The sequence below is a fragment of the Rothia sp. 27098_8_29 genome (genome assembly GCF_041432785.1).
Taxonomy (GTDB): domain Bacteria; phylum Actinomycetota; class Actinomycetes; order Actinomycetales; family Micrococcaceae; genus Rothia; species Rothia mucilaginosa.
The window spans coordinates 214,553-228,864 of record NZ_JAPWAI010000001.1; the positions used below are offsets into that span (position 1 = coordinate 214,553).

General features: G+C 56.5%; 14 protein-coding genes. 13 read left to right on the top strand and 1 reads right to left on the bottom strand.

Features of this window, described 5'->3' with window-relative positions; all coding sequences use genetic code 11:
• Positions 1–659 precede the first annotated feature (659 nt).
• From rpsL to tuf, 4 genes are all read left to right on the top strand, one after another.
• Positions 660–1,034 carry a 30S ribosomal protein S12 gene (gene rpsL / locus O3649_RS00855; RefSeq protein ID WP_005504939.1) on the top strand — a complete coding sequence of 125 codons (375 nt, stop codon included), beginning with the start codon at positions 660–662 and terminating at the stop codon, positions 1,032–1,034.
• Positions 1,034–1,504 (top strand): 30S ribosomal protein S7, encoded by a 471-nt coding sequence (gene rpsG / locus O3649_RS00860; RefSeq protein WP_005504941.1) that lies wholly within the window; start codon positions 1,034–1,036, stop codon positions 1,502–1,504. The genes rpsL and rpsG overlap by 1 nt, the downstream gene beginning before the upstream one ends.
• Positions 1,505–1,576: 72 nt before the next feature.
• Positions 1,577–3,691 (top strand): elongation factor G, encoded by a 2,115-nt coding sequence (fusA, locus tag O3649_RS00865; RefSeq protein ID WP_005508395.1) that lies wholly within the window; start codon positions 1,577–1,579, stop codon positions 3,689–3,691.
• 200 nt (positions 3,692–3,891) lie between these two features.
• Positions 3,892–5,082 (top strand): elongation factor Tu, encoded by a 1,191-nt coding sequence (gene tuf, locus O3649_RS00870; protein ID WP_005508397.1) that lies wholly within the window; start codon positions 3,892–3,894, stop codon positions 5,080–5,082.
• A gap of 603 nt (positions 5,083–5,685) precedes the next feature.
• On the opposite strand, the gene O3649_RS00875 is transcribed toward tuf, so the two are convergent.
• The gene (locus O3649_RS00875; protein ID WP_371572344.1) at positions 5,686–9,105 is read right to left on the bottom strand and encodes a Fe2+/Zn2+ uptake regulation protein; all 3,420 of its coding nucleotides are present in this window, start codon (positions 9,103–9,105) and stop codon (positions 5,686–5,688) included.
• Between the two features lie 486 nt (positions 9,106–9,591).
• Between O3649_RS00875 and rpsJ the strand changes: the two genes are divergently transcribed.
• Genes rpsJ through rplP form a run of 9 tightly spaced genes read left to right on the top strand, consistent with a single transcriptional unit; the run spans position 9,592 to position 14,311 of the window.
• Positions 9,592–9,900 carry a 30S ribosomal protein S10 gene (rpsJ, locus tag O3649_RS00880; protein WP_004005287.1) on the top strand — a complete coding sequence of 103 codons (309 nt, stop codon included), beginning with the start codon at positions 9,592–9,594 and terminating at the stop codon, positions 9,898–9,900.
• A 13-nt stretch (positions 9,901–9,913) separates the two neighbouring features.
• Positions 9,914–10,570, top strand: coding sequence for a 50S ribosomal protein L3 (gene rplC / locus O3649_RS00885; RefSeq protein ID WP_005504955.1), 657 nt, complete (start codon positions 9,914–9,916; stop codon positions 10,568–10,570).
• Positions 10,571–10,576: 6 nt separating this feature from the next.
• Positions 10,577–11,194, top strand: coding sequence for a 50S ribosomal protein L4 (gene rplD, locus O3649_RS00890; RefSeq protein ID WP_005504957.1), 618 nt, complete (start codon positions 10,577–10,579; stop codon positions 11,192–11,194).
• Positions 11,194–11,496 (top strand): 50S ribosomal protein L23, encoded by a 303-nt coding sequence (rplW, locus tag O3649_RS00895; protein WP_005504959.1) that lies wholly within the window; start codon positions 11,194–11,196, stop codon positions 11,494–11,496. Before rplD ends, rplW begins: the two co-directional genes overlap by 1 nt.
• A 40-nt stretch (positions 11,497–11,536) precedes the next feature.
• On the top strand, positions 11,537–12,373 hold the full coding sequence (gene rplB, locus O3649_RS00900; RefSeq protein WP_005504961.1) for a 50S ribosomal protein L2: 837 nt from the start codon (positions 11,537–11,539) through the stop codon (positions 12,371–12,373).
• A gap of 12 nt (positions 12,374–12,385) precedes the next feature.
• Entirely contained in the window at positions 12,386–12,667 is a 282-nt protein-coding gene (gene rpsS / locus O3649_RS00905) for a 30S ribosomal protein S19 (RefSeq protein WP_004005282.1), read from the top strand.
• 60 nt (positions 12,668–12,727) lie between these two features.
• Complete coding sequence (gene rplV, locus O3649_RS00910; RefSeq protein ID WP_005504964.1) at positions 12,728–13,093, top strand: 50S ribosomal protein L22; 366 nt, start codon at positions 12,728–12,730, stop codon at positions 13,091–13,093.
• Positions 13,094–13,891: a 30S ribosomal protein S3 gene (gene rpsC, locus O3649_RS00915; RefSeq protein ID WP_005504966.1), complete on the top strand. Its 798-nt coding sequence runs from the start codon at positions 13,094–13,096 to the stop codon at positions 13,889–13,891. It begins immediately after the preceding gene.
• Positions 13,892–14,311, top strand: coding sequence for a 50S ribosomal protein L16 (gene rplP / locus O3649_RS00920; RefSeq protein WP_005504968.1), 420 nt, complete (start codon positions 13,892–13,894; stop codon positions 14,309–14,311). It begins immediately after the preceding gene.
• Position 14,312: the final 1 nt, after the last annotated feature.

Below are 14,312 nucleotides of genomic sequence, written 5' to 3' on the forward strand. Positions count from 1 at the left end.
TAGCTGCTGTGGTGGACCTATAACTGAATACTCTCTTGCGGGAGGCGGGTGTAGATATGCGCTCGCCTCCCGCATCTGTTGGGGGCGCCAAGAATCATTGAGAGGTTCTTGGCGGCCTTCTGCTTTAAATTGCGGCAAGGGGGCAAAAGAAACAGAGCGGGCAGAGGTGGTGGCGGGGGAGAGGTAAATCCCAAAGATGTAATTTAAGTGAGGCAAATCATTGGGTTTTGCCCCTGGGGGGAGGCATTAAAAGCAAAGAATCCCAGCTTGGGCGCTAGATTAAGCGGGATTTAACCTGTATAGTCTTATCCGAAGTACTTGAGCTCGGTGCACAAGGATCCACCCCCGGTGGGTTTACGCGGGATATTTCCCGAGGGCACGGGCATGATGAATCAATGGCAGTATGGATACCGTCCTTTGGCGTTGCTTTTTGCTGACGCCTAAATGCCATTTTTAAGCGTGCCCAAAAACTTTTTCACCTCTGATGGTGGGGAATTTTAGCCCTGAGAACTCGCCGAGATGTCGAGGAACCTATAGAAACCAACCGGATATGCATCCGAGCGTTTCTGATAACCGAGAGCACCCATCCAACGTGATGGGGGCCAGTAAGTTTATACGGGCTTCTCTAACGAGAAACCTGATCAAGCAACGGAGAAAACGTGCCTACTATTCAGCAGCTGGTCCGTAAGGGCCGGACTCCCAAGGTCGTTAAGACCAAGGCGCCCGCACTGAAGGGCAACCCCATGAAGCGTGGCGTGTGCACCCGTGTGTACACCACCACCCCGAAGAAGCCGAACTCGGCACTGCGTAAGGTCGCTCGTGTCAAGCTCAACGGCGGCGTCGAGGTTACCGCATACATCCCCGGTGAGGGTCACAACCTGCAGGAGCACTCGATCGTGCTCGTTCGCGGTGGTCGTGTGAAGGACCTCCCCGGTGTTCGCTACAAGATCGTTCGTGGCGCTCTGGATACCCAGGGTGTTAAGGGTCGCGGCCAGGCTCGCTCCCGCTACGGCGCTAAGAAGGAGAAGAAGTAATGCCTCGTAAGGGTCCCGCTCCCAAGCGTCCCCTCGTAAACGATCCTGTTTACGGTTCCGCTCTGGTCACCCAGCTGATCAACAAGGTTCTGCTGGACGGCAAGAAGTCCGTCGCAGAGCGCATCGTCTACGGTGCCCTCGAGGGCGTCGAGAAGAAGACCGGTTCTGACCCGGTCGCAACCCTGAAGAAGGCTATGGACAACATCAAGCCTTCTCTCGAGGTTCGCTCCCGCCGCGTTGGCGGTGCAACCTACCAGGTTCCGGTTGAGGTTCGCCCCGGCCGTTCCACCGCTCTGGCTCTCCGCTGGCTCGTTGGCTTCTCCAAGCAGCGCCGCGAGAAGACCATGACTGAGCGTCTGATGAACGAGATCCTGGATGCATCCAATGGTCTCGGTGCCGCTGTGAAGCGTCGCGAGGACACTCACAAGATGGCCGAGTCCAACAAGGCCTTCGCACACTACCGCTGGTAATTCTCCGTTTAGAGCCTGCCGAGTCGATTCGAGTCGGCAGGCTTTCGGAGTATCTCATTTAGGGAGAATAACGTGGCACTTGACGTGTTCACCGACCTTAACAAGGTCCGCAACATCGGTATTATGGCGCACATCGACGCCGGTAAGACCACCACCACTGAGCGCATTCTGTTCTACACCGGTATTAACCACAAGATTGGTGAGACTCACGACGGCGCTTCCACCATGGACTGGATGGCTCAGGAGCAGGAGCGAGGTATTACCATTACCTCCGCAGCAACCACCTGCTTCTGGAAGGACAACCAGATCAACATTATCGACACCCCCGGTCACGTCGACTTCACCGTTGAGGTTGAGCGCTCCCTGCGCGTCCTCGACGGCGCAGTTGCTGTGTTCGACGGCAAGGAAGGTGTTGAGCCCCAGTCTGAGACCGTTTGGCGCCAGGCTGACAAGTACGATGTCCCCCGTATCTGCTTCGTCAACAAGATGGACAAGATGGGTGCTGACTTCTACTTCACCGTTCAGACCATCATCGACCGCCTGGGCGCACGTCCGCTGGTTGTTCAGCTCCCCATCGGCGCTGAGAGCGACTTCCTCGGTGTTGTTGACCTGCTCGAAATGAAGGCATACGTCTGGCCCGGCGACGCCAAGGGTGACGTGAGCATGGGTGCTTCTTACGAGGTTCAGGACATTCCTGCTGACCTGGTTGAGAAGGCTGAGCAGTACCGCGCTGAGCTGGTTGAGGCTGTTGCTGAGTCCAGCGAAGAGCTCATGGAGAAGTACCTCGAAGAGGGCGAACTGACTATCCCCGAGATTAAGTCGGGTATCCGTCAGCTTGTTATCTCCGGCGAGGCATTCCCCGTTCTCTGCGGTTCTGCATTCAAGAACCGCGGTGTTCAGCCCATGCTGGACGCTGTGATTGAGTACCTGCCCTCCCCGCTGGACGTTCCGGACGTTGTCGGTTCCAACCCCTCCAACGAGGAAGAGAAGCTGACCCGTAAGGCATCCGCAGACGAGCCCTTCGCAGCACTGGCGTTCAAGGTTGCAGCTCACCCGTTCTACGGTCAGCTGACCTACACCCGTGTTTACTCCGGTGTTGCAGCTCAGGGCCAGCAGGTTCTGAACTCCACCAAGGGTAAGAAGGAGCGCATCGGTAAGCTCTTCCAGATGCACTCCAACAAGGAGAACCCGGTTGAGGAGATTACCGCAGGTCACATTTACGCTGCGATTGGTCTGAAGGACACCACCACCGGTGACACCCTGTGCGACCCCGCACACCCGATCGTTCTCGAGTCGATGACCTTCCCCGACCCTGTGATCTTCGTGGCTATCGAGCCCAAGACCAAGGGTGACCAGGAGAAGATGTCCACCGCTATCCAGAAGCTTTCCGCTGAGGACCCCACCTTCACCGTTTCGCTGAACGAAGAAACCGGTCAGACCGAAATTGGTGGTATGGGTGAGCTGCACCTGGACATCATCGTTGACCGTATGAAGCGCGAGTTCAAGGTTGAGGCTAACGTTGGTAAGCCTCAGGTTGCTTACCGCGAGACCATCAAGAAGGCAGTCGAGAAGGTCGACTACACCCACAAGAAGCAGACCGGTGGTTCCGGTCAGTTCGCAAAGGTGCAGGTCTCCTTCGAGCCCCTGCCCCTGGATGGCGAAGAGCTGTACCTGTTCGAGGACAAGGTCACCGGTGGCCGCGTTCCTCGCGAGTACATTCCCTCGGTCGACGCTGGTATCCAGGACGCTATGAAGTTCGGTGTCCTCGCTGGCTACCCGATGGTGGGCGTGAAGGCAACCCTGATCGACGGTGCTTACCACGACGTCGACTCCTCCGAAATGGCGTTCAAGATCGCTGGTTCGATGGTCTTCAAGGAAGGCGCTAAGCGCGCTAACCCGGTCCTGCTCGAGCCGCTGATGGACGTTGAGGTTCGTACCCCCGAGGAGTACATGGGCGACGTTATCGGCGACCTGAACTCCCGCCGTGGCCAGGTTCGTTCCATGGAGGACGCATCCGGCGTTAAGATCATCAAGGCTATCGTGCCCCTGACCGAAATGTTCGGTTACATTGGCGACCTGCGTGGCAAGACCCAGGGTCGTGCAGTGTTCTCGATGGCATTCGATAGCTACGGCGAGGTTCCCAAGAACGTCGCTGACGAGATCATCCAGAAGAGCCGCGGCGAGTAATTTTCGCGTCTCACCCGTGGGCCACGGGCTAAAAACCTGTGGCCCACGTCAAAATTTTCAATTAAATCCATTATTGAGAGCATGAACAGTTTCATCTCTGCGGCGTAATCCGCTATTGTAGACGCTAGACCGTTTTATAACGGGATGCGCCGGAGCGAAGATCCGCGTGCATGTTTTCAATCGTTCTAGGAGGAACACTCTTGGCTAAGGCTAAGTTCGAGCGCTCCAAGCCTCACGTTAACGTCGGTACCATTGGTCACGTTGACCACGGTAAGACCACCCTGACCGCAGCAATCTCCAAGGTTCTGGCTGACAAGTACCCGGACCTGAACGAGAAGCGCGACTTCGGTATGATCGACTCCGCTCCCGAGGAGCGCCAGCGCGGTATTACCATTAACATTGCTCACATCGAGTACCAGACCGAGAAGCGCCACTACGCACACGTTGACGCTCCCGGCCACGCTGACTACGTCAAGAACATGATTACCGGTGCGGCTCAGATGGACGGCGCAATCCTCGTGGTTGCAGCTACCGACGGCCCCATGGCACAGACCCGCGAGCACGTTCTGCTCGCTCGCCAGGTTGGCGTCCCCACCCTGCTGGTTGCACTGAACAAGGCAGACATGGTTGACGACGAAGAGCTCCTCGACCTCGTCGAGATGGAGGTCCGTGACCTCCTCTCCTCGCAGGAGTTCGACGGCGACAACGCTCCGGTTGTTCGCGTTTCCGCGCTGAAGGCTCTCGAAGGCGATCCCGAGTGGGTTGCTAAGGTCGAGGAGCTCATGGACGCAGTCGACACCTACATTCCGGACCCCGTGCGTGAGAAGGACAAGCCCTTCCTCATGCCCATCGAGGACGTCTTCACCATCACCGGTCGTGGCACCGTTGTTACCGGTCGTGCAGAGCGCGGTACCCTGAAGATCAACTCCGAGGTCGAGATCGTCGGTATCCGCCCGATCCAGAAGACCACCGTTACCGGTATCGAGATGTTCCACAAGCAGCTCGACGAAGCATGGGCAGGCGAGAACTGTGGTCTGCTGCTGCGTGGTCTGAAGCGTGACGATGTTGAGCGTGGTCAGGTTGTCGTGGAGCCGGGCTCCATCACCCCCCACACCGAGTTCGAGGCAAACGTCTACATCCTCTCCAAGGATGAGGGTGGCCGTCACAACCCCTTCTACTCCAACTACCGTCCTCAGTTCTACTTCCGTACCACTGACGTGACCGGCGTTATCACCCTCCCCGAGGGCACCGAGATGGTTATGCCCGGTGACAACACCGAGATGACCGTTACCCTGATCCAGCCCATCGCAATGGAAGAGGGTCTCGGCTTCGCTATCCGTGAGGGTGGCCGCACCGTTGGTTCGGGTCGCGTTACCAAGATCATCAAGTAATTGCCGTAAATTTACGACAATTCGCTAAAGATCTGCCGGAGAGAAAACTCTCCATCAGGTAGCGATACTCAAGGACCCCCGCAGATGCGGGGGTCCTTTTGTTATGCCCATATTGGCCTGTTGAGGACTCCGCCGAAGCAGAGAAAGCGGCATTATCAGCAGGGCCGCCAAAGTACAGCTCTGGGCATTCTCGGTCCCCTTTAGCAGCCGCTCAAGACTTCTGAGTGGGGAAACATGCGTAGTAATAGCGGAAGTTCACGTTGCATCCGTAACGATAGAAATCCCCCTGCGGCGGCATGGCAAGTCCGTACCTTCTAGCTGTAAATCCTGAACTCCCGGATATGGAAAGAGCACGGGCAGGTGAATGACTGCCTGATCCGTTTAGAGATTTGCAGACCTCAGAAAGAACCTGGTCATGTGGACCGGCTTGCGGCGGGGGAGCGTCTAAAGACCCTGCAGATAGGAATATAAGATCTGCGGACAAAGAAAAACGGTTCCCAGCCCGAAGGCTGGGAACCGCGATTCGAATGACTGCCCCTCGTAAGGGACATAGGTAATCCTACTACAGAATGCCGCAGGAAAAGAACCTATACCTGCAACAGGTTAGATATTCTCCCCGTCACGAGGCTGGTATCCCTGCTGAGGAACCGGAGGCAGCTGCATCTGGACATTACCCTGGGGGTACATGCCCTGCTGATTCTGAGGCTGTGTGAAATCCCCAAGCTGCTCAGAATCCTGGTGCGGAGCTACTGCATCCTGCTTGTTCTGTCGCACCAGCAGACGCCAGATAACGCCGGCAATAAGCAAGATAGAGATAATCAGCAGGGTCAGCGGGTTCAGACCGTTGAGCAAAATTGCCAGATCGAGGGTGACCAAGGCGGTTGCAATATAGGTCCAGACTCGGTCGAGCAGCAGAGCGCTCAGGAGAGTCAGGGCAATGCCGAGTACCAGCACCACGATATCCGGACCGTCAGCGGGAACTGCCCACGTTACCAGGGTGAGGAACACCTGCAGACCCAAAGCCCAGTACAGAGGAGAATCCGACACCTGCTCGTCTACAGGCCTCTTTGCGATGAAGTTCTTGAGAACCTTGGCTGCCACAACGGCCAGCAGAATCAGGAGAGCAACCTCAAGAATGACGCTCAGAGGATTGGACTTCGAGTAATCAATGACCAGACGGGCGATGAAGAGGCTGAACGCCGTAGTGCAGACGATCGGCAGGTTCTTCGCCTTGGTGACAGACACGAAAGACAGAGCGCCTAGACCCCAGAGAAGTGCGTTGAGTTCTACCTGCTTGGGCTCAAAAGCCAGCCCAACGAAAGTGTAGAATCCCAGCACCACCAGAGCGGGAATCATCAGCAGCGTATTGACCGGTGCATAGATGCCCTGGCTCAGGGGGCGGCGAGACATGAAACGCGCGTAGGGGGCACCCAGCGGGCCGTGCATCGGCAAATCAACCATCGTATTACCGACCGGGACAGCAATGCGAGGACGAACGTTTGCGTTCACACCGAAGACCTCAACCGGGAGAGTGACCTTCAGAACGAACAGGATAACGACGGCAATCAGAGCGTAGTAGCCCAGAAGAGTCATCACCATTGTGCTTTCCCTCGTGTTGAAGAGATTCCATAGAGAACCAATGCAGAAAGTCGTGATACTGATGGAGGCACCAATCTGCATGCGGGGGATCCTGAAGATGAGTGCTAGTACCCATACGGCGATGAAGATCATCGGGGTTGCTACTGCGAACAGCAGATTATCAAAATCACCAATGAAACGGCCTGCGCTCAGAATAGAACCAAGAGTGAAGAAAATTGCTGCCGCGTATGCTTCGTAGCTTCGCTTGGAGTACGCGTAGAGTAGCACGCTACACAGTGCCTGAACCGCCAACAGTGCAAGTACGAGGAAGTCTACGAGCGATTCCTTCATATTGCCGCTGATAGCCAGCAGAATGACAGACCAGCAGATGGGGAAACGCGCAACGGTGAGTAGCTCCGAACGAATCGAAGAGCCAACCGGCATAAAGAAACCAAGCGCACCATAAACAACGGTCAGGAGTGCCGGTAGCGCTACAGCGATGTACTCCTTCTGCAATCCGTACAGCAGGTAGTGTCGCGAGCCAATCGTCGCGATGATCAGAGTCGTGTAGAACGCGACACGGATGGAAGAGACAAGCGTAGAGCGGAAGGAACCAACGTCCGAAAGCCTTAGCGCGCGAGCCAGAATAAGAGCGCTCAGGACGCTCAAGAAGAGGACGGCACCCGAGAAGAGAGGGAAACCAACCCAGAACCGGCCATGTGCTCCGCCATCAATATGGTTAGCCACGTACCCAACGAAGAGAGCAAAAACGCCCAAGAAGAGGTAAATCGACATCTCTACAAGACGGTAGCTTGCGTTCTGCGCTGCAACGCCCTGAGAGAGGACAAAAGTCAGTAGCGCAATAGCGGCGCAGACCAACGCAAACATCAAAAGCGACTCAGAAGTCTGCATCTCAGGAATGAGAGCAAGGAAGAGCTGAATCATACCAATGGCATAACCGATGTTGCTTAGTACCGCTCCCGCGGTACGTGCCTCGGGAGCCTTAGCACTGACCAGATAGATGACTACAGCCGCGGTAAAGAAGAGGTAGAAAGTGCCCTGATTGCCAGGGGAGGCGTACATGCCAACAACTGGAATGAGCGCTACAAAACTCATGAGCAGCAGAGGCTGAATTGCCTTGCGGTACAACAAGAAACTCACAATGCAGAGGACACCAATAACCCAGGGGGCAGGGAAGATACCTTGATTACCTTCCGCATAAGGAAGGAAAGCGCTCCAGCGCGTTGCGTATACAGGGCTATCGGCAGCATGAGCAGTGAAGAAGGCATCAAGGAGAGCAAAGAAGGAGAAGAATACGCCGACGCATGCATCGATGGCAGGCAACCACTCTATCTTGCGAGCGGGTTGGTGAAGAGATTCCTTCGCCCATGGGATAGACGGGGTGCTTTGCAGCTGCTTGAGCTGTTCATCGGCAGCAGGAGCGGAACCAGCAATAGTCTTCTGCAGACGAGGAATAAATACGTAGGCAGAAATCAGGTTAACAACCAGAACAGAGACGAAGAAGATGCTGGGGAACCACGGGCCGTGATCCGAGTCCATGATGAAGGAGAGAATGGACGCAATAGGGTAGATGCGTGCCTGGGCGTAGTAATCCGCCGTACCGTTCAGCCAGGTGAACAGAATGGCGTGCACAGACATAACTGCAAACGCAATACCCGCGTCCGTGTAGCTCAGGTTGCTGGTGAAGAAGAAAATGGCGATGGCAGTAGCCGGGACAAAAATACGGGAAGAATCAACAAGACCTTCGCGGATGCCCTTCGGGGCAGCATTCGGGGCAAAGTGCAGAATCAAACCCAGAACAGTGGCAACTGCAGTCAGTGAAACAAAATACCAAACGAAAGGCAGAGCCGCTACCTTCGTAGCCGCCAATGAGTCCGAAACGATGAACGAAATCAGCAGGTACGCCATCACACGGTTACGCATGAGGGTGCAGGCTCCAACAATGGCTGCAGTGCCAACCAGAGACGTGAGGAGCCAGATGTAGCGTCCTTCAGTCCAAATCTTGAGGACATAGATAGCAACGCCAGTCAGAGGAATAAACGCAAGACCGGTTGCTGCAAAAGAGTAGGAAGCGATACGTAGGCGCTCCACGAAACGGTAGGTGAGCAGACCAGCTCCGTAGAAGACGACTGCTCCAAGCGCCATTGCAAGGACACGGAAGATAGCCGTTTCATCCTGAGAAGACGTCACAGAGGTGACAAAAAGACCCGCAGCACCGATGAGCAGGAGCGAACCGATATACAGAACAATATTGAGGAAGATATCCTCATTGACCCGGCGTCGCTGCGCAGGAGGCTGAGGATACGGACCCGACAGGGACGGGGGAACATACAGGCCGAGACCTTGCGGCTGGACATGCTGAGGGCTCTGAGATGAAGAGTGAGAGCTAGAGGATGCCTGATGAGGTTGTGTCGGCTGAGACATGGTTTCTCCTTAGGCTGTAGTGATACTTCTACGATACGAGAGTCTTTAGACCTAAAAGCTTTATTACGAGCAATAAAGCGCATGGAACTTACTGAAAGTAGATTGAAAGCTCCCTGAGAGTTGCATTCAGGGAAGTGCCTCAAATTGACAGAGACAGTTAAGTGTTCTTAAGCACTTAACTCGTGTTTGTATTGCGTAAGCGCTCTATCTCTGAGAGAATTGACGACGTTGTCAAAGCGTCTACCTGCACTAAAGGTAGGCCCACGTATGACCCGGTCCGAAGGATGACGGGATGAGTCTGTCTAGAAAATAGGCGACACGCCCGAGTTCGGGGGTCGGTACTCAGGCGGGGTGAGGAACCCGGCAAAGCCGGATTCAGTCCGTTCTGAGTGGCGCACGTGATGAATATATCGCGTTCCTTAAGCGCTATAACAAAGGGGCAAAAGCTCCGATACAGGGAATACATCAAGAAAGAGAGTCCGACAGATGGCGGGACAGAAAATCCGCATCCGTCTGAAGTCCTATGACCACGAGGTCATCGATTCTTCGGCACGGAAAATCGTCGAAACGGTAAAGGGCGCAGGCGCAACTGTAGTTGGCCCCGTGCCGCTGCCGACCGAGAAGAACGTTTACTGTGTTATCCGTTCTCCCCACAAGTACAAGGACAGCCGCGAGCACTTCGAGATGCGTACGCACAAGCGTCTGATCGACGTTGTTGATCCGACCCCCAAGGCTGTTGATGCCCTCATGCGTCTCGACCTGCCGGCAGACGTAAACATCGAGATCAAGCTGTAGAGGATCGCATCTAATGACTAACAAATTCGAGCGCCAGGTGAAGGGCCTGCTGGGCACCAAGCTCGGCATGACCCAGGTCTGGGACGAGGACGGCAAGTTCGTGCCTGTCACCGTCGTCAAGGCTGATTCTAACGTTGTTACCCAGATCCGTAACCAGGAAACTGACGGCTACGAAGCTGTTCAGATCGGTTTCGGTGCAATCGACTCTCGCAAGGTTACCAAGCCCCTGGCTGGTCACTTCGAGAAGGCCGGTGTTACCCCCCGTCGCCACATCGTCGAGCTGCGTACCGCAGATGCTTCTGAGTATTCCCTCGGTCAGGAACTGACCGTTGAGCTCTTCGAAGCAGGCCAGAAGGTCGACGTCGTTGGTAAGACCAAGGGTAAGGGCTTCGCAGGTGTTATGAAGCGTCACGGCTTCAAGGGTGTTGGCGCGTCTCACGGTCAGCACAAGAACCACCGTAAGCCCGGTTCCATCGGTGGCGCATCCTACCCCGCACGCGTGTTCAAGGGTATGCGCATGGCTGGCCGTATGGGCGCAGCACGTCACACTACCTTGAACCTGACTATCCAGGGTGTGGACGCAGAGAACAATGTCCTGCTGATCAAGGGCGCAATCCCCGGTCCCAAGGGCGGCGTTGTTCTGGTTCGTACCGCTGTGAAGGGAGCCTAATACATCATGGCTGTTAAGACCCTTAAGGTAGACCTGCCCGCAGAGATTTTCGACGCGCAGGCATCCGTGCCCCTGCTACACCAGGTTGTCGTTGCACAGCTCGCTGCTGCACGCCAGGGCACCCACAAGACCAAGAACCGCGGCGAGGTTTCCGGTGCAGGCCGTAAGCCCTTCAAGCAGAAGGGTACCGGTAACGCACGTCAGGGCTCCATCCGTGCACCGCACATGACCGGCGGTGGCGTTGTTCACGGTCCGACCCCGCGTAACTACGCACAGCGCACCCCCAAGAAGATGATCGCCGCTGCACTGCGCGGTGCTCTCTCCGATCGCGCTCGTCACGACCGCGTCCACGTTGTCGAGAACTTCATCTCCGGTGAAACCCCCTCGACCAAGGCTGCAAAGGCTGCATTCGCAGCTATCACCGAGCGCAAGAACATCCTTCTTGTGATTGCTCGTGCAGAGGACGTTGTGGCTCTGTCCGCACGTAACCTGGAGAACGTCCACGTTCTGTACGCAGATCAGCTCAACACCTACGATGTGCTGGTTTCTGACGACGTGGTCTTCACCAAGGCAGCATTCGACGCATTCGTTGCTGCAGCTCAGAAGAAGGAGGGCGCTAAGTAATGAGCGTTTCCACCAAGTCTGTATACGACGTGATCATCGCTCCCGTCGTTTCCGAGAAGAGCTACGGTCAGCTCGACGAAGGTAAGTACACCTTCGAGGTCGCTACCGATTCCAACAAGCTGGAAATCAAGCAGGCCATCGAGAAGATCTTTGACGTCAAGGTTGCTTCCGTCAACACCATCAACCGTCAGGGCAAGCGCAAGCGCACCCGTTTCGGTTGGGGCGCTCGCAAGAACACCAAGCGTGCGATTGTGACCCTCAAGGAAGGCACCATCGACATCTTCGGCGGTCCGCAGGCATAAGCCCCGCGGAGACCACTTTAACGAAGGAAGAAATATCTAAATGGGTATTCGTAAGTACAAGCCGACGACCCCGGGTCGCCGCGGTTCGAGCGTTGCTGATTTCTCCGAGATCACCCGCTCCACCCCGGAAAAGTCCCTGCTTCGTCCGCTTCACAAGACCGGCGGCCGTAACAACACCGGCCGCATCACCACCCGTCACAAGGGTGGCGGCCACAAGCGCCAGTACCGTCTGATCGACTTCCGTCGTCACGACAAGGACGGCGTGAACGCACGCGTTGCACACATCGAGTACGATCCCAACCGTACCGCTCGCATCGCACTGCTGCACTACTTCGATGGTTCCAAGCGCTACATCATCGCTCCGAACAAGCTCGCTCAGGGCGACATCGTCGAGTCCGGCCCCGCAGCTGACATCAAGCCCGGTAACAACCTGCCCCTGCGCAACATCCCCGTTGGTACCGTGATTCACTGTGTTGAGCTCCGCCCCGGTGGCGGCGCAAAGCTGGCTCGTTCCGCAGGTGCTTCTGTACAGCTGGTTGCTAAGGAAGGCAAGTACGGTCAGCTCCGTCTGCCCTCCGGCGAAATCCGCAACGTGGATGTTCGCTGCCGCGCAACCGTTGGTGAAGTTGGCAACGCTGAGCAGTCCAACATCAACTGGGGTAAGGCAGGCCGTAACCGCTGGAAGGGCATCCGCCCGACCGTCCGTGGTGTGGTCATGAACCCGGTTGACCACCCGCACGGTGGTGGTGAAGGTAAGACCTCCGGTGGTCGTCACCCGGTTAACCCCAACGGTAAGCCCGAGGGTCGTACCCGTCGTCCCAACAAGGAAAGCGACAAGCTCATCGTTCGTCGCCGTCGTACTGGCAAGAAGCGCTAAGGAGCCTGAAACATGCCTCGTAGTTTGAAGAAGGGCCCTTTCGTTGATCAGCACCTCTACCTGAAGGTTGCAGCTCAGAACGAGAAGGGCACCAAGAACGTAATCAAGACTTGGTCGCGTCGCTCGATGATTATCCCCGACATGCTCGGTCACACCATCGCAGTGTACGACGGTCGCAAGCACGTGCCGGTGTTCATCACCGAGTCGATGGTTGGTCACAAGCTCGGTGAGTTTGCTCCGACCCGCACTTTCCGCAGCCACGTGAAGGACGACCGTAAGGGCAAGCGTCGCTAATCGGTTCACACCGATAAGCTAACGTTTCCCTTTCGGCAATAGACGAAAGAGAGATAGGCAATGGAAGCCAAGGCATCAGCGCGTTTCGTTCGCGTTACGCCTATGAAGGCCCGCCGTGTCGTCAACCTGATCCGTGGTAAGCAGGCGGAAGAGGCTCTGGCGATTCTGAAGTTCGCCCCCCAGGCAGCTTCGGAACCGGTATACAAGATCGTTGCTTCGGCAGTAGCTAACGCTCGTCAGAAGGCAACCCAGCAGGGTCTGCCCTTCCGCGAGGAAGAGCTGTTCATCAGCGAAGCATTCGTGAACGAGGGCCCGACCATGAAGCGCATTCAGCCCCGCGCTCAGGGTCGCGCATACCGAATCAACAAGCGCACCAGCCACATCACCGTGGTAGTTGCTACCCCGGAGAAGGAGGAGGACCGCTAAATGGGTCAGAAAATTCACCCGAACGGTTTCCGACTGGGCATCACCACTGACCACGTCTCCAAGTGGTTCGCTGATTCCAACAAGCCCGGCGAGCGTTACGCTGACTTCGTCCGCGAGGACGTAAAGATCCGCGAGCTGCTGGCTAAGAACCTGGATCGCGCAGGCGTTGCAAAGGTCGAGATCGAGCGTACCCGTGACCGCGTGCGTGTGGACATCCACACCGCTCGTCCCGGTATCGTGATTGGCCGCCGTGGCGCAGAAGCAGACCGCATCCGCGGCGAGCTCGAGAAGCTCACCAACAAGCAGATTCAGCTGAACATCCTCGAGGTTGCTAACCCCGACCTCTCCGCTCAGCTGGTTGCACAGAGCATCGCAGAGCAGCTCGCATCGCGTGTTGCATTCCGCCGTGCAATGAAGAAGGCAATCCAGTCCGCACAGCGTGCAGGCGCAAAGGGTATCCGTATCCAGTGCTCCGGCCGTCTGGGTGGCGCTGAAATGTCCCGTTCCGAGTTCTACCGCGAAGGCCGTGTGCCCCTGCACACCCTGCGTGCGAACATCGACTACGGCTTCTTCGAGGCTAAGACCACCTTCGGTCGCATCGGCGTGAAGGTCTGGATCTACAAGGGCGACCTGACCGACAAGGAGCTGGCAGCTCAGCAGGCAGCAAACAACCGCCGTGGCAACCGCCGCGATGGTGACCGCCGCCGCCAGGGCAACCGTGGTCCTCGTCGCGAGCGCCGCAACGAGAACGCTTCGGCAAAGGTCGAGGCCAAGACTGCAGAGAACGGTGAGGCATAAATGCTTATTCCCCGTCGAGTAAAGTACCGCAAGCAGCACCACCCCAAGCGTAGTGGTCTCGCAAAGGGCGGCACCGAGGTTAGCTTCGGTGAGTGGGGCATTCAGGCCCTGTCGCCCGCATACGTGACCAACCGCCAGATTGAGGCTGCACGTATCGCAATGACCCGTCACATCAAGCGTGGCGGTAAGGTCTGGATTAACATTTATCCCGACCGTCCGCTGACCAAGAAGCCCGCTGAAACCCGTATGGGTTCCGGTAAGGGTTCGCCCGAGTGGTGGGTCGCAAATGTCAAGCCGGGTCGAGTCATGTTTGAACTCTCCGGTGTGTCCGAAGAAGTGGCTCGCGAGGCAATGCGCCTGGCAATCCACAAGCTCCCGATGAAGGCACGTGTTGTGCGTCGCCGCGAAGGTGGTGAATAAG

Bases quoted from the DNA above. Each gene is read 5' to 3' on its own strand.
- rpsG (WP_005504941.1), top strand. From the start codon at position 1,034: ATGCCTCGTAAGGGTCCCGCTCCCAAGCGTCCCCTCGTAAACGATCCT.
- O3649_RS00875 (WP_371572344.1), bottom strand. From the start codon at position 9,105: ATGTCTCAGCCGACACAACCTCATCAGGCATCCTCTAGCTCTCACTCT.
- rpsJ (WP_004005287.1), top strand. From the start codon at position 9,592: ATGGCGGGACAGAAAATCCGCATCCGTCTGAAGTCCTATGACCACGAG.
- rplC (WP_005504955.1), top strand. From the start codon at position 9,914: ATGACTAACAAATTCGAGCGCCAGGTGAAGGGCCTGCTGGGCACCAAG.
- rplD (WP_005504957.1), top strand. From the start codon at position 10,577: ATGGCTGTTAAGACCCTTAAGGTAGACCTGCCCGCAGAGATTTTCGAC.
- rplW (WP_005504959.1), top strand. From the start codon at position 11,194: ATGAGCGTTTCCACCAAGTCTGTATACGACGTGATCATCGCTCCCGTC.
- rplB (WP_005504961.1), top strand. From the start codon at position 11,537: ATGGGTATTCGTAAGTACAAGCCGACGACCCCGGGTCGCCGCGGTTCG.
- rpsS (WP_004005282.1), top strand. From the start codon at position 12,386: ATGCCTCGTAGTTTGAAGAAGGGCCCTTTCGTTGATCAGCACCTCTAC.
- rplV (WP_005504964.1), top strand. From the start codon at position 12,728: ATGGAAGCCAAGGCATCAGCGCGTTTCGTTCGCGTTACGCCTATGAAG.
- rpsC (WP_005504966.1), top strand. From the start codon at position 13,094: ATGGGTCAGAAAATTCACCCGAACGGTTTCCGACTGGGCATCACCACT.
- rplP (WP_005504968.1), top strand. From the start codon at position 13,892: ATGCTTATTCCCCGTCGAGTAAAGTACCGCAAGCAGCACCACCCCAAG.